The sequence below is a fragment of the Acidisoma sp. genome, assembly GCF_035492295.1.
GTDB lineage: Bacteria > Pseudomonadota > Alphaproteobacteria > Acetobacterales > Acetobacteraceae > Acidisoma.
On record NZ_DATJJK010000163.1, the window covers coordinates 1 to 21,825 of the forward strand.

At 64.9% G+C, this 21,825-nt stretch carries 16 protein-coding genes and 1 tRNA gene; 5 read left to right on the plus strand and 12 right to left on the minus strand.

Annotated features, from left to right (window positions below; all coding sequences use genetic code 11):
• On the plus strand, positions 1 to 1,116 hold a 1,116-nt coding region (locus VL752_RS11750), incomplete at its 5' end, for a CynX/NimT family MFS transporter (protein ID WP_325355381.1).
• Positions 1,117 to 1,170: 54 nt separating this feature from the next.
• Here VL752_RS11750 and VL752_RS11755 read toward each other — a convergent pair.
• Entirely contained in the window at positions 1,171 to 2,070 is a 900-nt protein-coding gene (locus VL752_RS11755; protein ID WP_325355383.1) for a LysR substrate-binding domain-containing protein, read from the minus strand.
• Between the two features lie 100 nt (positions 2,071 to 2,170).
• Between VL752_RS11755 and VL752_RS11760 the strand changes: the two genes are divergently transcribed.
• Positions 2,171 to 3,307: a TauD/TfdA family dioxygenase gene (locus VL752_RS11760; protein WP_325355385.1), complete on the plus strand. Its 1,137-nt coding sequence runs from the start codon at positions 2,171 to 2,173 to the stop codon at positions 3,305 to 3,307.
• The gene (locus VL752_RS11765; RefSeq protein ID WP_325355387.1) at positions 3,304 to 4,065 is read left to right on the plus strand and encodes a class II aldolase/adducin family protein; all 762 of its coding nucleotides are present in this window, start codon (positions 3,304 to 3,306) and stop codon (positions 4,063 to 4,065) included. The genes VL752_RS11760 and VL752_RS11765 overlap by 4 nt, the downstream gene beginning before the upstream one ends.
• A 111-nt stretch (positions 4,066 to 4,176) precedes the next feature.
• Here the strand turns inward: VL752_RS11765 and VL752_RS11770 are convergent.
• From VL752_RS11770 to VL752_RS11815, 10 genes are all read right to left on the minus strand, one after another.
• Positions 4,177 to 4,266: transfer RNA gene (locus VL752_RS11770), tRNA-Ser, on the minus strand.
• 83 nt (positions 4,267 to 4,349) lie between these two features.
• Positions 4,350 to 5,240, minus strand: a complete 891-nt coding sequence (locus VL752_RS11775; RefSeq protein WP_325355388.1) for an IclR family transcriptional regulator — start codon at positions 5,238 to 5,240, stop codon at positions 4,350 to 4,352.
• Positions 5,241 to 5,456: 216 nt separating this feature from the next.
• Positions 5,457 to 8,576 carry an efflux RND transporter permease subunit gene (locus tag VL752_RS11780; protein WP_325355393.1) on the minus strand — a complete coding sequence of 1,040 codons (3,120 nt, stop codon included), beginning with the start codon at positions 8,574 to 8,576 and terminating at the stop codon, positions 5,457 to 5,459.
• 7 nt (positions 8,577 to 8,583) lie between these two features.
• Positions 8,584 to 11,817 (minus strand): efflux RND transporter permease subunit, encoded by a 3,234-nt coding sequence (locus VL752_RS11785; RefSeq protein ID WP_325355395.1) that lies wholly within the window; start codon positions 11,815 to 11,817, stop codon positions 8,584 to 8,586.
• Complete coding sequence (locus VL752_RS11790) at positions 11,814 to 13,046, minus strand: efflux RND transporter periplasmic adaptor subunit (RefSeq protein WP_325355397.1); 1,233 nt, start codon at positions 13,044 to 13,046, stop codon at positions 11,814 to 11,816. The genes VL752_RS11785 and VL752_RS11790 overlap by 4 nt, the downstream gene beginning before the upstream one ends.
• Before the next feature lie 8 nt (positions 13,047 to 13,054).
• On the minus strand, positions 13,055 to 14,584 hold the full coding sequence (locus VL752_RS11795) for an efflux transporter outer membrane subunit (RefSeq protein WP_325355399.1): 1,530 nt from the start codon (positions 14,582 to 14,584) through the stop codon (positions 13,055 to 13,057).
• A gap of 55 nt (positions 14,585 to 14,639) precedes the next feature.
• Positions 14,640 to 15,665, minus strand: a complete 1,026-nt coding sequence (locus tag VL752_RS11800; protein WP_325355401.1) for a glycosyltransferase family 2 protein — start codon at positions 15,663 to 15,665, stop codon at positions 14,640 to 14,642.
• Positions 15,662 to 16,633, minus strand: a complete 972-nt coding sequence (locus VL752_RS11805; protein WP_325355411.1) for a glycosyltransferase — start codon at positions 16,631 to 16,633, stop codon at positions 15,662 to 15,664. The genes VL752_RS11800 and VL752_RS11805 overlap by 4 nt, the downstream gene beginning before the upstream one ends.
• A 22-nt stretch (positions 16,634 to 16,655) precedes the next feature.
• Positions 16,656 to 17,069 carry a GtrA family protein gene (locus VL752_RS11810; RefSeq protein ID WP_325355403.1) on the minus strand — a complete coding sequence of 138 codons (414 nt, stop codon included), beginning with the start codon at positions 17,067 to 17,069 and terminating at the stop codon, positions 16,656 to 16,658.
• Positions 17,070 to 17,240: 171 nt separating this feature from the next.
• Positions 17,241 to 18,998, minus strand: a complete 1,758-nt coding sequence (locus VL752_RS11815; RefSeq protein ID WP_325355405.1) for a bifunctional protein-serine/threonine kinase/phosphatase — start codon at positions 18,996 to 18,998, stop codon at positions 17,241 to 17,243.
• A gap of 187 nt (positions 18,999 to 19,185) precedes the next feature.
• On the opposite strand from VL752_RS11815, the gene VL752_RS11820 reads away from it, so the two are divergent.
• Entirely contained in the window at positions 19,186 to 19,683 is a 498-nt protein-coding gene (locus tag VL752_RS11820; RefSeq protein ID WP_408863112.1) for a L,D-transpeptidase family protein, read from the plus strand.
• 258 nt (positions 19,684 to 19,941) lie between these two features.
• Positions 19,942 to 20,697 carry a response regulator transcription factor gene (locus VL752_RS11825; protein ID WP_325355407.1) on the plus strand — a complete coding sequence of 252 codons (756 nt, stop codon included), beginning with the start codon at positions 19,942 to 19,944 and terminating at the stop codon, positions 20,695 to 20,697.
• Between the two features lie 19 nt (positions 20,698 to 20,716).
• Here the strand turns inward: VL752_RS11825 and VL752_RS11830 are convergent, their stop codons facing one another.
• Positions 20,717 to 21,535 carry an HpcH/HpaI aldolase family protein gene (locus tag VL752_RS11830; protein WP_325355409.1) on the minus strand — a complete coding sequence of 273 codons (819 nt, stop codon included), beginning with the start codon at positions 21,533 to 21,535 and terminating at the stop codon, positions 20,717 to 20,719.
• Positions 21,536 to 21,825: the final 290 nt, after the last annotated feature.

A 21,825-nucleotide genomic window follows, 5' to 3' on the forward strand; every position in this document is an offset into this window, starting at 1 on the left:
CGCACACCCGTCACGAGTATCGGACCCGTGCTACCAGACGCGTCGCGTGCGGCCGGGCTCTCTGCCACCGGCGCTAGCTTGCTGACGATGCTACCGGCTCTCTGCTTTGGCGTGTTCAGCCCGCTGGCGCCCCGGATGAGCCGGTTCCTGGGGGTGGAGCGGGCAGTACTGGCTGCCCTGGTCATGCTTGTGGCAGGCACGGCACTGCGGGGTGCGGGTGGGGCGGCCGGCCTGTTTGCTGGCCAAATCCTTGGCTGCGGCGGCATCGGGGTAATCAACGTGCTGCTGCCCAGTTTGGTGAAACGCGACTTCCCTCGTCGGGTCGCTTTCATCACCGGTCTCTATGTCATGGCAATGTCCGTGGGCGCTGCGCTTGCCGCCGGCGCGACGGTTCCGCTGGAGAGATTGCTTGGCTCCTGGGCGGCTGCTTTGAGCCTCTGGGCTGTGCCGGCGCTCATTGCCACGCTGATCTGGCTGCCGCAACTGGCGGCTCCTTGCGAGGAGACCAGTGTTACAAACCATCGTCTGCGCGGCCTGTGGTCCGATCGGCTGGCATGGCAGGTGACGCTGTTCATGGGGCTGCAATCGGCCCTCGCCTATATCGTTTTCGGCTGGCTCGCTCCCATTTTGCGCGACCGTGGTTTTTCGCCGGTCGAGGCGGGGCTGGCTCTGTCGATCTCCATTGTGGCGCAAGCGGTCGCGTCGCTGGTGGCACCCTCGCTGGCCACGCTGGGGAAAGATCAGCGTCCTGCGGTCGCGGCGCTGAGCCTGCTGTGCATGGTGAGCTTGCTCGGCTGCCTGTATGCTCCGCTCGGCTCCGTCTGGGTCTGGTCGGTGCTGCTGGGGTTCAGCCAGGGCGGGCTTTTTCCCATCGCCCTGATGCTGATCGTGCTGAGAGCGCCGGATGCAAACATGACACGGCACTTGTCCGGCATGGCACAGGGTGTGGGCTATATTTTGGCCTCGGCCGGCCCGCTTCTGGCGGGCCTGCTACATGCATCGATGGGCAACTGGACGGGGCTTGCGGCCCTGGTCGTCGGCCTGGGCGTGGCGATGCTGCTGGCGGGACTCGGTGCAGGCCGCGGCCGACACATCAAGGCGGGGTACAGGTCATAAGGACGCACACCGCTGTGCGAGGCCGCCGAGAATCCCAACGACTGTTCTAGCAAACTACGCCACAGCGCGTTCGGTAACTGAGGCGATCCAATCCATGAACGCGCGAGCGGCGGACTTGCGAAGGCTGTCGCGCGCGCAGGTTGCCCAATAGGCAGTCCCAAAATCACAGGCAGCGCCCTCGAGCGCCACCAGCGTCCCGTCCGCCACCAGACGATCGGTGATCGAATGCCAACCCAGCATGACGCCGCGCCCGTCGACCGCCGCTTGCACCGCCTGGATATAATTGTCGAAGATTTGCTTTGGTCCGCTCGGGCGTCCGAGACCTCGCGCGGCAAAGTATTCCGGCCAGCCTGCCCATCCATAGGCCGGAGGTGTGCGGACATGGATAAGAGGCACTTTCCGGAAATCGGCGCCGCCGCTGAGCTTCGCAATAAGGTGCGGCCGTCCGACAGGGCAGGCATCTTCGGGAAACAGGCGAATTGTTTCGCCGTCAGTCCAGGCTTCTCGTCCATAGCGCAGGGCGATGTCGACGCCTATCGCGAAGTTTGGAAGTTCGGAAGCAGGGGCCTGGATGTTGACCATAACCTCCGGTTCAAGCGTGTAGAATTGCGATAGCCGCGGCATCAGCCAATGAGTCGCAAAGCCAAGCGTGCAGGAAACAGTGAGCTGTCGCGGCCCTACCCCGGCTGCAAAGCGGATGTCTTCCAAGGCGTCCGCAATAAAAGCCAGACCTTGGCGCGTTGCCCGCGCAAGCCGCTCTCCGGCCTCCGTCGGCACCGCGGGCTTGCGGCTGCGATCCATCAGCGGCACGCCGATTTCCGCCTCGAGCGCCCGGATCGCCTGGGTCATTGCCGGGCGGGTCACATTCAACTCCGCAGCCGCACGCTTCATCGAACCGAGGCGTTGCACCGCGTCGAAGACCGTCAGGAGGCGTAATGATGGCAGACGGTCCATGTTAATCTTCTACTTAACATGTAGACACTTTTACCGCAGTTTTGCCGGAACGCGAGATGGATTTTCATTGCCGTGGCGCCTCCCAAGAAAGGAGAGAGTGATGAGCGTGATGCGTTCCATGGCCCAATCCGTCACTCTTCGCGAAAAGGGGATCGAGGTACCGCTTCCCCAGGGACAGTGCTACTTCAACTATTACTGGCTTCGCGATAACTGCCCGAGTTCTTTCAACCCAGAGACGAGGGAGCGCAGCTTCGACATCTTTCATCTCGACGCAGCTCCCCGGGCACGCGTCGCGCGAATCGAAGGCGATACGCTGACGATTGAATGGGCGGGAGAAGATCATCAAACGCGGATGCCGCTGAGCGTGCTGGCGGCCTATGCCGATGGCAAGCGTCGTCCGGATCCAGCTGATCTGCCGCGTCGTCCTTGGTATGGGGACCACTATCCCGATGTAGCTCGCTTCACGCAGAGTGAACTCTTGTCTGACACGGCGAAGGTCAGGGAATGGCTCGAAGTGCTTATCGTCGAGGGGGTGAGTGTTGTCACCGGCATGCCGAATAGTGACGCGGCGCTGACTCAGCTGGCCCAACTCATGGGCCATATCCGACCAACCTTCTTCGGCACCTATTTCGACGTGAAGACTCACATCAACCCAACAAACTCTGCCTACACGGCGGCGTCGCTCGAACTGCATACCGATACACCGGCCGAGGAACATGCTCCGGGCATGCAGTTGCTTCACATGCGCGCAAATACCGTCGAAGGCGGGCGCAACCTGTTTGGCGACGGCATCGCGGCAGCGAATGATTTTCGCGACCTCGACCCTGACGGCTTCCGTCTGCTCAGCGAAATCGCGGTGCCTTTTTTTTGTGAGCACGACACCTACGACATGCGCTCCTATCAGCGGGTGATCGAACTCGATCAGCGTGGCGAGGTTTCTGGCCTTACGATCAGCCAGCACATGCTCGACATGATCGACATCCCGCAGACTCTGCTGGATGATTACTACCCGGCCTTTTGCCGCTTCGGCAGGCTCTTGCAGGATGACAAATACATTATGCGTTTCACGCTGAGGGCAGGGGAGTGCATCGTCTTCGACAATCACCGCGTCGTGCACGGACGGGCTGCCTATTCCGCGACGAGCGGGGATCGTTACCTGCGTGGCTGCTACACCGATCGGGCCGAAATGCGCTCAACATATCGCGCGCTGGTGACTGAGGGGAGATTCAAGGCATGAGCGGCGTCGACCCCTGGCCCCTTGGCGGCGAGCACGCGGAAACTGCTCTGCGCCGAGATCTGGCAGCAGCTTTCCGGCTCTGCCATCGCTTCGGGTGGAGCGAATCCGTTGGCAACCATTTCAGTGCCGCGGTCTCACCCCACGGGCAGCATTTCTTGCTCAATCCGCGTTGGCAACACTTTGCCACCATCAAAGCCAGCGACCTTCTTTACCTCGATGCCGAGGATGACGGGGTAATGTCAGGGGCTTGTGCGCCCGATCCCTCCGCCTGGGCGGTTCACGGCACACTGCATCGTGCTATGCCCAGCGCCAGGGTGATCCTGCACTGCCATCCGCCCTATGCCACCGCGCTCGCTTGCCTACAGGATCCGACCCTGCTGCCGATCGACAACAACACCGCGCGCTTCTTCGGACGCGTGGCCTACGATCTCGAGTTCGGCGGCATCTCCGACACGGCAGAGGAGGGCGCGCACCTCGTCCGTGCGTTGCACGGCCATTCGGTGCTGCTCATGGGCAATCACGGTGTCACCGTCACCGGCGAAACCGTCGCCGATGCCTTCGAAGACCTCTACTTCTTTGAAAGGGCGGCGCAGACACTGCTCATCGCATTGTCCTCCGGGAAGCCTCTTGCGGTGCTGAGTGACGCTGTGGCCCGCAATACGGCCGAAGGGTGGCATCCCTATCGCGGCATGGCTGAACGACACTTCAAGTACTGGAAATCAGTGCTGGACCGAGAGGAACCTGACTGGCGAGATTGAATTGCCTGGCAGCCTAAGTTCTGGGCATCAGGCGGCGCGCCTCACCGAACGGATACGAGGGTCCGTCCTGACGGAAAAAACCGGCCTCAATCAATAATCTGCTGGGCACACTGGCGGAGAGGGTGGGATTCGAACCCACGGTACGCTTGCACGCACAACGGTTTTCGAGACCGCCCCGATCGGCCACTCTGGCACCTCTCCGCGGGGAGCCGGCTTATAGGAAGGATTGCGCCGCTCCGCAAGCGGGGATCGGGCAGGGCTCCTCTACGCCCGTCGCCGTCGGCTCAACCCACGACCTCGTAGCTGGCCATCGCAGGCACCGTCTCGGTGGAAGCGGGCTCCGGCCGCTTAGCCGGCAGGCCGAGTGGCCCGAAGGGGCGCCAGCCGACGCGGGATTCTACCCGGGCGCAGGCTGCCCGGGCGGCATCGGCGAAGCTGTCGAGAGATTCCCGCACGCGCAGTTCCGGCATGATAATGCTCATGGTCATCTCGCAGATGCCGGAAGCATTCATGATCGGCGCGGCGACGCAGGCTATGCCTTCATCCGCGCCCGAAAGCTGGGTCGCGTAGCCGAGCCGACGGGCCTCGTCCGACAGCGCCACGAACTGGCGCGGATCCATCGGCGCCCGGCCGGTGGCCGAGGGCACTGCATATTGCCGAAACAGTTCGATCTGCTCGTGCTGGGGCAGATGGGCCATGAAGAAGCGGCCCGAAACGCTCCAGTTCAACGGCACCTGGGCGCCGATACGGCTCGAAACGCGCAGGTTGCGGGAAGCTTCGGCCATGTCCTGAATGACGACGACGCCGCCATGGCGGGCACAGAGCTGGACGGTCTCGCCCAGTTCCTCGGCCAGTTTGCGCATTTCGGTCCGCGCTTCGCGCAGCAGGTCGACATTGCGGCCATAGGCGATGCCGTAGTGATACATGCGGCTGCCGAACCAGACGGCACCAGCGTCGTCGCGCTCCAGAAGGCCCGCCTGTACCAGCGCGTCCACAACGCCATAGATCGTAGAGACCGGCGCGCCGATCGCTTTGGCGAGGTCATAGGCAGACGTCGCCTTGCCCTCCACCACCAACCGGTCCAGCACCTGGGTCGCGCGCAGAAGCCCGCTCATACGGGAGCGCGGGGCGGCCGTACCCTCGTCGCTGTTATATGGATTGACTGTGGCATCCATGGCCCGTCTCCTCGCGCCGCCGTAGGCGGCCAGGCCGCCCGTGGCTCAGTCATGTCCGGCCAGGATCGTCCGGACGTGTCACTCTGTGGCAATAAATAGGCAGAGTGCGGCCTGCGGGCAAGGAAGCAGATATCGTGCTGCGATATGACAGGTCTCTGCCCTCGTGATGACGCCCCGAAACGCAAGTATGTTGCGCTGCAGCATTACAGATCGGGCTCAGCCCTGCGCGGCGAGCTTCGCCTTCCGTCCCCAGTGCCAGCGCCGCTGTAGGGCGACGTAGAGGACCGGCGTCGTATAGAGAGTGAGGAGCTGCGAGACGAGCAGCCCGCCGATGATGGCAATGCCGAGCGGCCTCCGATACTCGTAACCAATGCCGAAGGAGAAGGCGAGCGGCACCGCCCCCAATATGGCGGCGAGCGTCGTCATGATGATCGGACGGAAGCGCGCGAGGCTCGCCGCCTTGATTGCCGCCACCGGCGCCAGGCCGCGCGTCCGTTCCGCCTCCAGCGCGAAATCGACCAGCATGATGGCGTTCTTCTTCACGATGCCCATCAGCAGGAAGATGCCGATGAGCGCGATGATGGAAAGCTGCGTGCCGGTCGCGAGCAGCGCCAGGAGCGCACCCACGCCCGCCGAAGGCAGGGTGGAGAGGATGGTGATCGGCTGGGTTAGGCTTTCGTAGAGCACGCCGAGGACGATGTAGATCGAGAGGATGGCGACCAGCAGCAGCATCGGTTCGGCATCGGCCGATTGCTTGAAGAGCTTCGCATTGCCGGCGAACTCCGTGTGGATGTCCGCCGGGATGAAGATCTGCGCGGTTGCCTGCTGCACAAGAGCCGAACCCTGGCTGATCGACGTGCCGGGCTTAAGGCTGAAGCTCACCGTCGCCTCCGGGAATTGGCCCTGGTGGCGAACCGTCACGGGGGCGGTCGTCTTTTCGAAATGAACGATGGCCGATAGCGGCACCTGTTCGCCCTTGCTGCTGCCGACATAGATGCGGTCGAGCTGAGAGGGGTCGAGCTGCAGGCCGGGCAGGGCTTCGATTACCACTTTGTACTGGTTGCGCTGCTCGTAGATGGTTGAGATCTGGCGCTGGGCGATGGCGTTATTGAGCGCCTCGTCCACGTCCTGCATGGAAATCTGCATGCGAGAGGCCTTGGCGCGATCGACAACGACATCCACCTCCGGGCTCGCTCGGTCCTGGTCGCTCGAAATATCGGTGAGCTGCGGGATGGTCTTAAGCTTAGCTTCGAGTTTCAGCGCCCAGGTCTGCAGCTCCGCCAGATTGCTGCCGCTGAGGACGAAATCGTAGTCGCTCGCACTCTGCCTCCCACCGGTGCGCAGATCCTGCTGTGGCATCAGGAAGGTTTGGATGCCGGCAATCTTGGCGAGGGGCGCGCGCAACCGCGCGATCACCTGTTCGGAATTGAGCTTCCGCTCCGAGACCGGCTTGAGGGAGATGTAAAGATTGCCGCGGTTGAGGGAGGAGAAGCCGTTCGCGACGCCGATGCGCGAGCCTACTTCGGCGACCGCCGGATCCTTCATCAGTACGGCCACGACCCGCCGCTGCAGCGTCTCCATCGCCTTGAAGGAGATCGAGGGTGCGGCCATGGTCTGGCCCAGCAGCAGGCCGGTATCCTCGGTCGGCAGGAATCCCTTGGGCACGATGACGTAGAGCCAGATCGTGAAGATGACGGTCGCGAGCGTCACCAGGTTCATCAGGATACGGTGGCGCAGGACCCAGTCCAGGCTGCGACCGTAGATGCGCAGCACGGTGTTGAAGCTGCGATCGAAGCCGAGACTGAGACGCCGCGCGATGCGCATGTGGACCCGGCGGCGCTTGGCCGGATCCTGCGGCCGCATGAACCAGGCGCAGATCATCGGCGTCACGGTGAGGGAGACGACGGCCGAGACGCTGACGGCCATCACCAGGGTCATTGCGAATTCGTGGAACAGTTTGCCCATGATGCCGGGCATCAGCACCATGGGCGAAAAGACGGCGATGAGCGACAGGGTGATCGAGAGCACCGTGAAGCCGATCTGCCCAGCGCCCCGCAACGCGGCCCGCATGGGCGCCATGCCGCGCTCTACATGGGAATGAATATTCTCGATCATCACGATCGCATCGTCCACCACGAAGCCCACCGAGATGGTGATGGCGAGCAGCGAGAAATTGTCGATCGTGAAGCCTTCGAACCACATGCCGGCAAGCGTCCCGGCGATCGACAGCGGGATGGTCACGCCGGCCGCGATCGTCAGCACCGTGCGCTGCAGAAAGACGATGACGACAGCGAGCACGAGCATCACCGTGAGGAGCAGCGTCACCTGCACGTCCGCCACACTCGCGCGGATCGTCGTTGTGCGATCCGTCAGGATCGTGAAGTGGATGCCGGACGGCATCAGCTTCATGATGTCCGGCAGGATTTTCTTCACCCCGTCGACGGTGTTGATGACGTTGGCGCCGGGCTGCTTCGTAATGTCGAGCAGGATGGCGGGCTTCTGCCCGTCCCAGGCGGCGAGTCTCAGCGTCGCCACGCTGTCGATGACATTACCCAGATCGTGCAGCCGCATGACCCCGTCGTTCGTCTTGGCGATGACGAGATTGCCGTATGCCTTGGCGGTCATCAGCTGACCGTTGACGAGAATGTTGTAGGCGTGTTTCGGCCCTTCGATGGTGCCGATGGGCTGCACGACATTGGCATTGCCGATGGTCTGGCTGATGCTTTCGGCCGAAAGGCCGGCATTGGCGACGAGCGTGGGATTAAGTTGCACGCGCACGGCGGGCTTGTCGGCGCCGCTTTCCGTAACATTCGCGACACCATCTGCCTGCGCCAGGCGTTGCGCCAGGATGGTGTCCACGGCATCGTAGATCTGGCCGATGGAGAGCGTGTCCGATGTCAGCGCAATCGTCATCACCGGTGCGTCGGACGGATTGAATTTCCGGTAGTAGGGTGCTGAGGGCAGGTCGGACGGCAGGTCCGCCTCAGAGGCGTTGATCGCTTCCTGTACGTCCGCCGCCGCCGCATCGATGTTCCGGTTCACGTCGAAGATGCAGATGATATTCGTCGAACCCGTGGAATTGACCGAGGTGAGTTCGTTGAGCCCCGGTATCTGGCCGAGATGGCGTTCGAGGGGAGCCGCGATCGAATTCGCCATGGTCTCGGGGCTCGCACCTGGCCGGTTTGCAAAGACCACGACCGCCGGCAGATCGACGTTCGGGATCGAGGCGACGGGCAGAAAACGATAGGCGACAGCGCCCGCGATCAGCAGTCCGATCGCGAGCAGCATGGTGCCGATCGGCCGGCGGATGAAGGGGCGGGAGAAGGAGACGGCCAAGGTGCGGTCAGCCCGCCGCGCGTTGGGCCGTGCGCCCGCGCGGGGCGGGCCGCAGACGCTCGAGCGCCAGATAGATCACCGGTGTCGTGTAGAGCGTGAGGAGCTGGCTGAGCAGCAAACCGCCGACGATGGTAATGCCGAGTGGTTGGCGCAGCTCGGCCCCGGCACCGCCCTCGATGATGAGCGGCAGCGCGCCCAGCAGCGCCGCCATCGTCGTCATCATGATCGGGCGGAAGCGCAACAGGCAGGCTTCTTCAATCGCCTCAGCGGCGGTCTTGCGTCCGTGCAGCTGCGCCTCGATCGCGAAGTCGATCATCATGATCGCGTTTTTCTTGACGATGCCCATGAGCAGCACGACGCCGACCAGCGCCACGACAGAGAGATCGTTGCCGGTCACCATCAGCGCGAGCAGCGCGCCGATGCCCGCAGAGGGCAAGGTCGAGAGGATGGTGATCGGGTGGATCGTGCTTTCGTAGAGCACGCCAAGCACGATGTAGATCACCACGACCGCCGCCAGGATCAGCCAGGGTTCGGAGGCCAGCGACGTTTGAAACTCCGCCGCATCGCCCTGATAGCTGCCGGAGATGGTCGAGGGCACGCCGAGTTCCTGCTCGGCTCTGGCAATTACCTGCACCGCACGGCCGAGGGAGACGCCGGGGGCGAGGTCGAAGCCGATGGTCGCCGCCGGGAACTGCTCGTCATGCATGATGGAGAGCGGGGTCACGCTGCGCTTGACGGTCGCGAAGGCGCCGAGCGGCACCTGGGCCGAGGTCGAGGTCGAGGTGCCGGTAGAGGCACTTGTCGTTGCCGTCTGGGTATTGGAACTGCCCGAGGAGACGGAGGTGGAGGAAGACGAGGAGGTCGAACTGTTGGCGCTGTTGGTCGTGGCACTCGAACTGCCGCTGCTGCTTGTCTCATTACCCGGGAAATAGAGCATGTTGAGCAACGTCGGGCTGGTCGCGAATTGCGGGGCGACTTCCAGGATTACCCGATACTGGTTGGTCTGGCCGAAGATGGTCGAGATCTGCCGCTGGGCGAAAGCGTCGTCCAGGATGTTCTCCACCGTCTGCATCGGCACCCCCAGCCGGGATGCCTGGGCGCGGTCAACGTTGATCGAGACCGCCGCACCCTCGTTCTGCTGGTTGCTGTTGACATGGGCGAGCTCGGGCAGGGTCTCGAGCTTCTTCACGAGCTTGGGCACAAAGGCATTCAGCTCGTCCTGGTCGGTATCGGTCAGTCGATACTGATAGGCGTTGCTGGTGATGCTGGTGCCGAGCTGAATGTCCTGCACCGCTTGATAGTAGATGGTCAGCCCCGCGATATCGGAGGCGGCCTGTCGCAGGTCGGCGATAATCGTCTGCACCCCCGGCCTGCTGCCGATGGGGGCGAGGCTCACGGTGATCTGGCCGGAATTGGGCGTCGTGTTGGTGGTGCCGGTGCCGACGTCGGAAACGACGTTGGTGACCCCGGGGACGTGGCGGAAAGCCGCCGCCGCCTTGTTCTGCAGCGCCACCATGGCCGGGATTGAAATGGTCTGGGAGGCCTGCGTGATAGCAATTACCGAGCCCGTATCCTGGCTTGGCAGGAAGCCTTTGGGTACGACGATATAGAGCAGAATCGTGCCGACCAGCGTTGCGACCGAGATCAGCAGCATCAACGCCTGGCGTCTCAACACCCAGCGCAGGGTCATGCGATAGAAGCCGAGAAGGCGCGCGAAGCCCGCCTCCGCCATGCGGGCCGGCCAGGCAGGCTTCTCTTCCGAGGCGGACTTGAGGATGCGGCCGCACATCATCGGTGTGAGCGTCAGCGAGATCACCGCCGAGACGATGACCGCGACCGAGAGCGTGACCGCGAATTCGTGGAACAGCTTGCCGACTACGCCAGTCATAAACAGCAGCGGAATGAAGACCGCGATGAGCGAGATCGTCAGCGAGATGATGGTGAAGCCGATCTGGCGCGCGCCGCGATAGGCGGCATCCAGCGGGCTGTGCCCGTCCTCGATGAAACGGACCACGTTCTCGATCATGACGATCGCATCGTCGACCACGAAGCCGGTCGCGACGGTCAGCGCCATCAGAGACAGATTGTCGAGCCCGTAGCCGAGAAAATACATGATCCCGAAGGTGCCGATGAGCGACAGCGGCAAAGCGACGCCCGGAATGATGGTGGCGCGCACCGAGCCCAGGAAAAGATAAATCACGAGGACGACGAGCAGCACGGAGAGCAGGAGCGTGAACTGCACATCCCGGACGGAGGCGCGGATTGTCGTCGTGCGGTCGCTGACAAGGGCAATCTTCACACTGCCGGGCAGCGAAGCTTCAAGCTGCGGGAGTGCCTGTTTCACAAGATTGGCGGTCGCCACGATGTTGGCGCCGGGTTGCCGCTGAATGGAAATGACCACCGCCGGCGTGCCGTTGAAGCGGACGTCGGTCTGGTTGTTCTCCATCGAGGTCACGACCTGCGCCACGTCGCGCACCCGCACCGGGGCGCCATTGCGATAGGTGACGACGAGATTGGAATAATCTTGCGCCGTCTCCAGCTGGTCGTTGGCGCCGACGGTCACCGCCTGGGCGGGTCCGTCGAAGCCGCCCTTCGATCCGTTCTGGTTGCCGTCTATTACCGCGTTGCGGATGTCTTCCAGCGACAGCTGGTAGGCCGCGAGCCGCGCGGGGTCGGCCTGGATGCGATAGGCTTGGCGCATGCCGCCCAGCACCGTCACCTGGCCGATGCCGCCGATCTGGCTGAGCTTCGGCTGCAGCAGCGTCACCGCGTCGTCGGCGAGGGTATAGAGCGGCACCGATTGGGACGTCAGTGCCAGCGTCACGATCGGCGTATCGGCCGGGTTCACCTTGGCATAGGTCGGCGGATAGGGCAGCGAGGTCGGCAGCGTGCCGCCCGAAGCATTGATCGCCGCCTGCACGTCCTGCGCCGCATCGTCGATGTTCCGGTCGAGCGAGAACTGCATGATGATCTGACTGAGCCCTTGGGAGCTCGTCGAGGTCATGCCGACCACGCCCTGGATTTCACCCAGCTGCCGTTCGAGCGGCGCTGTGATGAGTTTCGAGATCGTGTCGGGTCCGGCGCCGGGCAACTGGGTCGTCACCTCAATGGTCGGGAACTCGACCTCGGGCAGGGAGGAGACCGGCAGCTCCATATAGCCAAGCAGGCCCGAAAGCAGCACGGCGACGGCCAGAAGTGCCGTCGCGATCGGCCGCGATATGAACGGCGCGGAGACGTTCACTGGGTCTTCGCCGCTTTGCGCTGGTGGGTCGTGGCATCCGTCTGCTGGCCGGCGGCATCCGCCGGCATGATCTTGATCTTAGCGCCGTCGCTGAGGCGGGAGGCGCCCTGCAACACGACCTGGTCGCCGGCCGCGACGCCGCTTTGAATAACGGCGCGCTTGTCGTTCTGCTCACCCACCGTGACCTCGGTCTGCTTCACCGTGCCGTTCTTCTGCACGACATAGACGAAGCTCTGGTTCGGGCCGGTCTGCACCGTGGCCGGCGGCACCGTCAGCACGTCCTTCAGAACCTTCACCGTCAGATGGGCGGTCACGAAGCCGCCCGGCCACAGATGCTCGTCCGTATTCGGGAAATAGGCCTTGAGCTTGACCGTGCCGGTCGTGCTGTCGACCTGGTTGTCGATCACGTCCAGCGTGGCGCTCTCCTGCGGGCCGGAAATATCGCCCTCGGGGTCAACAGTGACGGGCAGCGGGCCCTTGTGCGCGGCATCGATGATCGTCGGCAGGTCCTGCTGCGGCAGGGTGAAGACGACGCCGATGGGCTTGATCGTCGTGAGCGTTACGATGCCGGTGCTGCTGCCCGACTGGACGATATTGCCGATATCGACATTGCGCACGCCGAGCCGTCCGTCCACCGGGGCCTTGATCGTGCAGTAGTCGAGATTGGTCTGGGCCAGGGCAATCGCCGCCTTGTCCTGCTCGATCAACGCCCGCGTCTCGGCGACCGTCGCCTCCTCGTCCTCGGCGGTCTGCTTCGAGATGTAGGAGGAGCCGGAGAGCTGGCGGTAGCGGGTGAGATCGCGCAGCGCGCCGGCCAGGGTCGCCTCGTCCTGCGCCAGCTTGCCGCGGTCCTGGTCCAGCGTCGCCTGGTAGGTGCGCGGGTCGATCTCGGCCAGCACCTCGCCCTTCGTCACTTCCTGTCCCTCGGTGAAGTTAATGGCGACGATGGGGCCCGAGACCATCGGGCTGATGGTGACGGTGTTGGACGCCTGGACCGTGCCGAGGCCGGTCAGCACGACGGGCACGTCCTGCTTGGTGACCGTGACGACCGTCACCGGTGTCTCCTCGCCCGGACCGGCCTTGCCACGGCGGCGCGCCGATTGCGCGTCGGCCGGACCGAGCACGAGAACGAGCACGATCGCGAGTGCCAGGCCGAGGCCGGCGCCGGCGAAGAGCATGCGGCGCCGGGAGACGCGGCGGGCAGGGCGCGGGGTTTGGTCGTCCGTCATCGGCGGGCTCATGGAATGATGGAAGGGTTGATGGCGGGCACGGGATGAGCCGTCGCGGGGGTGGTCTGCTCCCAGCCGCCGCCAAGCGCCTGCGAGAGGGCGACGGCTGCCTCGATACGGGCGAGGCGCACGCTTACCAGCGTGTTCTCGTCCGTCAGCTGGGTCTCCTGCGAGGTGATCAGGGTCGTGATGTCGGTGGTGCCGGCGTCGAGCTGGGCGCGAGCCACCCGGGTCGCGAGCTCGGCCTGCTGCACCGCCGTCTCCTGCAGCTGCTGCTGCGCCGTCGCGTAGTGCAACTGGGTCAGGGCGGTCTCGACATCGGTATAGGCCTGCAGCACCGTCTCCTGATAGGTGGCGGCCTGCTCCTTGGCGAATGCCCGGTCCTCGGCCACCTGGCCTGAGAGTGCGCCGTTGTCGAACAGCGTCTGCACCGCGCTTGCTGCCGCGTCGATGACGAGTGACTGCGGGGTCAGCAAGCCGGCGATGGCGCCATTCTCCCACCCGATCGAGCCGGAGAGGGTGAGCGAGGGAAAAAGCTCGGCGCGTGCTGCGCGGGTGGTCGCGACGGCCGCGATGAGATTTGCTTCGGCTTCGGCGACGTCCGGTCGGCGGCGCAGCATATCCACCGGCAGCCCCGGCACCGCGGGCGGGATCGTCGTGGTCACGAGCGAGCCCGGGTTGATCGTGATCTCCTCCGGCGGACGGCCGACCAGAATGCCGAGGGCGATGACCTCCTGCCGTTCCAGCGAAACGAGGTTCGGGATCGTCGCGCGCTGTCCGGCGACCAGGGCGGCCTGCTGGGCGACGTCGAGAACCGAGGAATAGCCTGCGGCAAGCCGCCCTTGTTCGACCTTCAGCAGTTCCTCGGCGGCCGCAAGGTTGCGGCGCGCGACGGCCAGCTCGTCCTGATACGCGAGGGCCGAAAAATAGGTATTGGCGACGTCGGCAATGATGGTCAGCGCCGTCACCTCAGCGGCATAGCGGGCGGACATCGCGCTCGCCTCCGCCGCGTTGAAGGTCGCGCGATTCTTGCCCCAGAAGTCGATCTCGTAGGAGGCCGAGAGCGTGGCGCTGTAGGTGCGCGTATCGACGACGCCGTGCCCGCTTTCCGTGATCGTATTGTTGGAATTGACCACGGCGCCGGTGCTGCCGCTGGTGTTTACCTGGCTCCAGCTGGCGCCGGGCGATCCGCTCACGGTCGGCAGCAGCGCGCCTCCGGCTACGCGCACGGCAGCGTCGGCTGCTTCGACTGCGGCGATGGCGCTTTGCACCGAATAGTTGTGGGCGATCGCCTCCCGCTCCAGCCGGTTCAGGTCGGATGAGCCGAAACCTTCCCACCAGTTGCTGGTGGGCCAGATCGGCGCCGGACCCTCACCGTTCCGGCCGCTGCCGGTCGTGGCGCCGGGTGAGGTGAAGGCTGCGGGCACGGCGGTTGCGGGCTTATGATAGTCGGGGCCCACATCGCAGCCGGCAAGGGGAAGCAGGGGCAGGATGCCGAACGGCCCCAACGCGAGACGGCATAGAAGGCGACGGATCACATAATCCCCTGTCGTCGACGGACGTGGCCCCAGGGCGGGGCCATTGGGCCTCGCCTTAGGGTGACTTTGTAACAGCGCTATTTCGGGCAGACTTCCGGCGGGAAGATGGCAGCGCCGCCCACACCTCCCGTCGCAGGCGTGCGAACGGGCCGCCGCGCCAAACATGGTCGCTTATACGCAGATAGTCCCGCGCTGCGACGTGCAAGGGGCGCGGCGGGCTGGGCAGAGGCAAGCGAAGCCCGGCACCAATCCCGGCAAAACCCTGGGTTGCAAGGCCGATGTGCACACTCTTCAATCCATAGGCGGCTGCCCGAAGAAGAAGGGCAGGGAAGGGTGTCTGCCATTTACGCGCGATATAGAGCCGGTTGCGGACGAAGAGAAACCACCGGGTCTCCGCCCAGGTGACGCGGCCAGCGGTCGCGAGCTTGTGATGCACCGCCAGATCGCCCGCATGAAGGATTTGCCAGCCGGCATCGATCGCGCGTAGCGCGAAATCGAATTCCTCCCAGGTGAAGAAAAGCGCCGCGTCGTAGCCGCCGAGCCCGTCCCAGGCGCTCCGCCGAATGGCGTGGCCGGCGCCCACGAACGTCGCCGCCGGAAAGCGGCCGCCCGCCTGAGGACGAAGGGCGTCCGGATAACCCCAGGAGGCTTGATCATCGTTGCTGCCATCGGCGTTCATGATGCGGAAGCCGAGCACGGCGAGGGCCGGTTCCCCTGCCATCAGGTCCAGGGCACGAAGCGCCACCGTCTCGTCGGCGAAGGTCGCGTCATTGTCGAGCGCCAGGATGATGCGCCCGTGGCCGAGTGCCGCCGCACGGTTGCGGCCCGCCGCGACTCCGAGATTCTCTCCCATTGTGGCCAGCAGCGCATCGCCCCGGCCCTCGATGACCGTGGCGAGCTGCGCGAGCGTCGTGGAATCCGACCCTTGGTCGAAGACGATGACATGTCGCGTGAGGCCGGTCTGTGCGAGCGCGGACCGGATCGCCTCCACGGTCTCCGCGGCGCGGCCGAGGCTCAGGATGACGATATCGGCATCATAGCCGCCAGCCTCGGGAAGGCTGCCGGCCAGGATGCGGGTCATGCAGAGGGCAGGGTCCGGGAAACCGCGAGATAAGCGATCCGCTTCGCCTCCTTGCGGCCGCGCGCCACCGAATCGAGGATGAGGCCGGAGAAGAGCGAGAGGAAGCCCAGAAGCTCCAGACATGCGGCGAGGATCGCCGTGGGCAGGCGCGGAACAAGGCCGTTCGCCATGTATTGGGCGACCACCGGCACGGCGAGGGCGACACCGATCAGGATGGCGGCCGCGCCGCAGGCCGAAAAGAACATCAGCGGCCTTTCCTCGCGCACCAGATTGACGATGGTGTGCAGAATGCGGACACCGTCCCGCCAGGTGCGGAGCTTGGAGGCCGATCCCTCCGGCCGCTCGCTGTAGCGGGTGCGAACTTCTCCGAGCGGCAGGCCGAGTTCCAGCGCATGCACCGTAAACTCGGTCTCGGTCTCGAAGCCGGTCGAGAGGGCGGGGAAAGATTTCACGAAGCGGCGGCTGAAGACGCGGTAGCCGGAAAGCATGTCGCTGATGCGGTCGCCGAAGACGGAGCGCACGATGGCCGTCAGCACCCGGTTGCCGAAGCGATGGCCGGGCCGGTAACTGGCTGGCGAACTGTCCACCCGGACGCCAGTCACCATGTCGAGCCCGTCCTCAAGCAGAAGGCGCACCATCTCCGGGGCGTCGGCCGCGTCGTAAGTGCCGTCGCCATCGACCAGGACATAGGCTTCGGCCTCGATCTCGGCGAACATGCGGCGCACGACATGGCCCTTGCCGGGGCGCATCTCCTGCCGCACGAGGGCGCCGGCCTCGGCGGCGATCGCGGCCGTGCCGTCGGTCGATGCATTGTCATAGACATGGATGCGCGCGGCGGGCAGCGCGCTCTGGAAGGCACGGATGACGGTGCCGATCGTCAGGGCCTCGTCGCGGCAGGGAACGAGCACCGCGATCTGCGGCGCAGTGGCGGCCGAGGGTGCGACCTCCGACGTCGTGGCCGTTGGCATGTCCATCAGCATGGATCGCCCGTCACCGGAACACCACCCGGCGCGACATGACGAAATTCACGCCGAGTCCGGCGACGGAACCCGCCGCCAGCGCCAGCACGGGATGGACGACGCAGATCGCGGTCGTCGCGATGAGCGCGATATAGACGCCGCGGTTGAGCACGAAGCCGATCGCGTTGGTACCGAGATAGCGCAGCCATTCGTGATGAAGCCGGCCGGTGCTGGCCCCCCGGAAGGTCCAGATCCGGTTGAGGAACCAGTTGCCCGTGGCAGCGACGAAGAAGGACAGCAGGCCGGCCAGGATCAGGCCGAGGCCGAAGACGAAATGCGCCGTGTAGACGAAGGCGTTGTCGACCAGGAAACCGACCGTGCCGACCACGCCGAACTGCAGGAACTGGCGGCAAAGCGGGCCGTGGCGATCGAGGAGTATTGCCATCCGGTCGCGGCGCCGCGCGGGGGAAACCGGCTGGTCGGATAGGGGTAGGGAGGGCGCGGAATCGGGCAAAGCGTTCTCTCTCGGCTCGTTGGTCATGCCTGTGCGGGGGGCCTTAGCATCTTGCGTCCGGCGCCGTCATTCCCGTTCTGGAAGCATCGCCCGCCCATGTGGCTAATGCAGGGCAATGGAGGCGGCCAGGGCAAGGGCGAGCAGGATCGCGAGCCCGCGCCAGAAGGCGAGCGGGCTGAACAAGCGTCCCAGCGCGAGGCGCCGGCCGGCAAGGCGTCCGCCTGCCTTCTCCTGCAGGGCGGCGGAAAGCTCGCGGGAGAAGAGGGCCGCATGCGCCGGCCGCTTCGCGGGATCGCTGTCGAGCGCTGCGGCGATGGCCTGGAGCAGGCGGGGCGGCAGGTCGGGGCGCTGGCGGCCGAGCGCATAGACGATATCCGTGCCCGGGCGCGGAAAACGGCCATAGGCGGCCAGCCGGTAAAGGATGACCCCGAGAGCGTAGACCTCACTACGGTCGTCCGGCGCCGCCGCGCCACGCAGCAGTTCCGGTGCCATGTAGCGGATGGTGCCGGCCAGGCCATGCGCCGTATCGGCATCGACCCCGGCGAGATAGGCGAGGCCGAGGTCAAGAAGGCGCAGGCCGCCGCCGTTCAACAGCATGACGTTCTCGGGCTTGAGATCCCGGTGCAATACCTGTACGGCGCGCAGATCCTCGACCGCGCGGCAGAGCTGCAGCCCGATCGAGACGATATCCTGCAGCGCGAAGCGTGGCTCGCGCGCAATGCGGTTCTCCAGCGTCTCGCCCCGGTAATGCGGCATCACGATATAAAGGCAAGAGCGGCGGCCGGGTTCGGCCGGAATGACGCGGCCGACCACGGGGCTGTGGATCGCGGTGCCGATCCAGCTTTCGCGCGCGAAGCCGGCCTGGAAGATGCGGTCGCTGAGCATCGCGGGGAGGGGGAATTTCAGCACCACCGCCTCCTTGGTGCGCGTGTCTACGGCCTGTTTCAGAAGCGTATAGGCGCCGCGATGCAGGGTGCGGCCGACCAGATAGCCGTCCAGTGTCTCGCCGTCTTGCGGCACGGGGCCGAGCGGCAGGTCGGACAGCGTGGCCTCGGTGGCGGCCACCGTGGGTTCGGGCAAGCTTGTCACGTCGATCACGATGACCGAGCGGCAGGGCGGCGGGTCGCTGCCTTCGCCAAGGGAGCCACGCGGCTGCAGCGTCGCCAGACGCTCGGCGAGCGCTCCGGCCATCTCATAGGAACGGCAGAGTTCGGTCAGCGCCCGCCCGTCGATCGTGCCGTCCAGCGCGCCGGGGCTGCGCGTCTCGCTGAGCAGGATATAACGGTCGTCCGCCAGCACCGGCTCCTCCTGGTAGTCGAGCAGCACGCGGTCGTCGGTGCCGAGGGCGCGGCGCAGCTGCAGCGACTGTCCGGCGAGGCGGATGAATTGCGGGGCCGTCAGATGGGTGACCTCGCCGGCGCGGATGCGCAGGATCATGCCGCCGCCGATCTGCAGAATGGCGGCGATTCGCCCGGCGAAGACGAGGGCGGAGAGCGAGGCGGCGAGCCCAGGGCGGGTCGCATCCATCCCGCGCGAGGCGAACATCCAGCGGTTGATGGCGTTGAGCGCCTGAAGCAGGGCTTGGCTTTGGCCGAGGGTTGGACGGGCACCGTAATAGCCTTCGACGAGGCCGCGCAGCGCCACCAGGGAGGGGCGCTCGCCAAGCGTCGCGACTTCGGCGGTCGTGTCGGCGTTATGGGCGACGGCGGCGAGGATGCCGCGATGGGAACCGGAGGGCATCGACTCCGCGGCGGGTCCCTCCGTCAGGATGGCATCGGAACCCGGACCATGAACGGTGACACGGTTCAGAACCCACCCGCCGGAGCGGATCGTGTCACTATTGGCTTCGAGGCGATCCATAGGCCCTCAACGCGTTAAGGTTCCGGGTTAAGACGATAGCCAAGCGCAACGGCGTTCTGTCCAGCGGAAAACCGATGAGGCGTGAAAGTCACGGCGAGCGGGACCTAATCAAAACCTTAGAAGAATTTCATTTCTCTGCGCGACGATGCGCTTAAGCCTGCCACATTCTGGTCCTAGGACCATCACCATGGTTCACGCGATCATGACGCCTGACGGTATTTTGCGCCTTGCTGGAGAACGCTATCGCGCCTGCTTCGGCCGCGGTGGGATACGGACCGACAAGGAAGAGGGAGATGGTGCTACGCCGGTAGGTATCCTGCCGCTGCGGCGCGTACTCTACCGCGCGGACAGGTTGGCGCCGCCACGCGCGTCCGTGCCGCTTGAGCCGATTGCGCCCCAGGACGGCTGGTGCGACGATCTGTCGGACATCGCCTACAACCGCATGGTGCGCCTGCCCTATGGTGGCCGACACGAGGAACTGTGGCGCAGCGACCGCGTCTATGATGTCGTCGGTGTTCTGGGCTGGAACGACGATCCGCCCGTGTCGGGGCGCGGGTCGGCTATTTTCCTGCATGTGAGTACGCCGGATCGGCAGCCGACGGCGGGTTGCATTGCTTTGGATCTCGATCATCTGCTGGAGATTCTGGCGAAGGGACTGACGGGACTAGAGGTTCACGCAGCGTAACGACCAGTCCTGACCCAGGGCTGGGATCTCCGGATCCCCTTGGTTGCGAGTTCCGCAAGGACGCCGGCGAAGCTGTTCGCGTAATTTTTAAGCGTGTCGTCAAGAAAATAGTAAAAAGAAAGTATAGTAAACTTCGTGAGCGGCCCTATATCGGGCTTGACATGAGGAGCGGTTGGATCGGGCCGGCCAGTATAGGCCGTGAAGACGGGTCGGACGCCCGAAGATACAGGCGTCGGATCGGAGCGAATGGAGCAGTCGATGGCAGATGTGTTGGTTCATGATGAGAGGGCGAAGGTGGTAGAGAAGCCGAACGGAGATGAACGGGCCATTCTGATCGTAGACGACGATCTGGCGCTGCGCTCGACCTTGGCGGAGCAGCTCGTCGTTGATGGCGAATTCCGCGCGTCTGAGGCGGGAACCGTGTCCGAGGCGGACAGCGTGCTCAACGAGGGGGGGATTCGTTTCGACGCTATCATCCTCGATGTGAGCCTGCCGGACGGCGACGGGCGCGACTTCTGCACGCAGCTGCGAGCGCGTGGCTTCAAGATGCCGATCATCATGCTGACGGGGTCAGCCGAAGAGACGGACGTGGTGCGCGGGCTTGATTCTGGAGCCAACGACTATGTCTCGAAGCCCTTCCGCCTCTCCGAGCTGATGGCGCGGCTCCGTGCCCAACTCCGCATGTTCGAAAACAGCGAGGACGCCGTCTTCAATATCGGGCCCTATGTCTTTCGGCCCGCCACCAAGTTGCTGCACGAACCGGTGAAGAACCGCCGCATCCGACTGACCGAGAAGGAAGCGGCTATCCTGAAATTCCTCTATCGCGCCGGTGCCAAGCCGGTCGCGCGGCAGGTTCTGCTCAACGAGGTCTGGGGCTACAACGCGGCGGTGACAACGCATACGCTGGAGACGCATATCTATCGTCTGCGACAGAAGATCGAGCCCGATCCGAGCAACTCACAGCTGCTCATCACAGAGGCGGGCGGCTACCGGCTCGACCCCAAGGCCAGTTGATCGCCGCTTCGGGCGCCGATCAATAGCCGCGGCCGGGTGCCTCATCCGCCGCGGCTGTTTTCTGTCCTTCGCGCATCTCGGCCAGCATGGCCCGCGCGCCGCCGGCCAGGAACATCGTATCCGTGCCGACGGTCACGAAATTATAGCCGGCCGCGATCATTCGGCGGGCATAGGGCGGATAACCGTTGTGGATGCCGGCGATCTTGCCGGCCGCCCGAGTCTTGCGCCCGATTTCCAGAATGGCCTCGAGAACCTTCGGATCCTCCTGGTCGAAGGTCGGCGGCCGCCCGAGCGCCAGCGACAGATCCGAGGGGCCGACATAGACCGCGTCGAGCCCGGGGACTGCCAGGATCGCATCGAGATTGGCCAGCGCCCCCGCGGTCTCGATCATGGCGAAGCGCAGGATCGTTTCATTGGCTTGGCTGAAGTAGCCGGAGCCACCATAGAGGCTGGCGCGGATCGGGCCGAAACTGCGCCGGCCGAGCGGCGGATAGGCGGTGGCCGAGACGAAGGCTTCCACATCGGCCGCCGTCTCGATCATCGGGCAGATCACGCCATAGGCCCCGGCATCGAGGATCTTGCCGAGAATGCCGGGTTCGAGCCAGGGTGCCCGCACCACCGGCACCGTCTCGGTCGTGGAGATCGCGGCAAGCATGGGTCCCAGAGCGTCGTAGTCGATCATGCCGTTCTGCATGTCGACTGTTAGGCTGTCCCAGCCGGCATGCGCCATGACTTCGGCTGAGAGCACGCTCGGAATGGCGAGCCAGCCATTGACGGCCGCCCCGCCTGCCGCCGTGATGGCGCTGAGTCGATTGGGTCTGATAGGGGGCTGGCTCATGATCGGTGGTCCCTGCGGCTCGAAAGCGGGCCAGGACCGGTAAGGCCGCCCGGCCAATCTCCGGAGCCTAACCTCGAGCCATTGGGGGCGCCAGCCCATCAGAGCGCGCGGCACCGAGCAGGCGGCCCAGGCCCGAGAGTATTAGCGTTGCCGCCCCTTGGCATTGAACTGCGCGAGATAGGCGATGACGTCGGCGCGATCGCGCGCTGTGTCGAGGCCCATGAAATGCATCTTGGTCCCCGGAACCAGACCGGAGGGGTCTTTCAGCCAGGCATCGAGCGCGGCAGGCG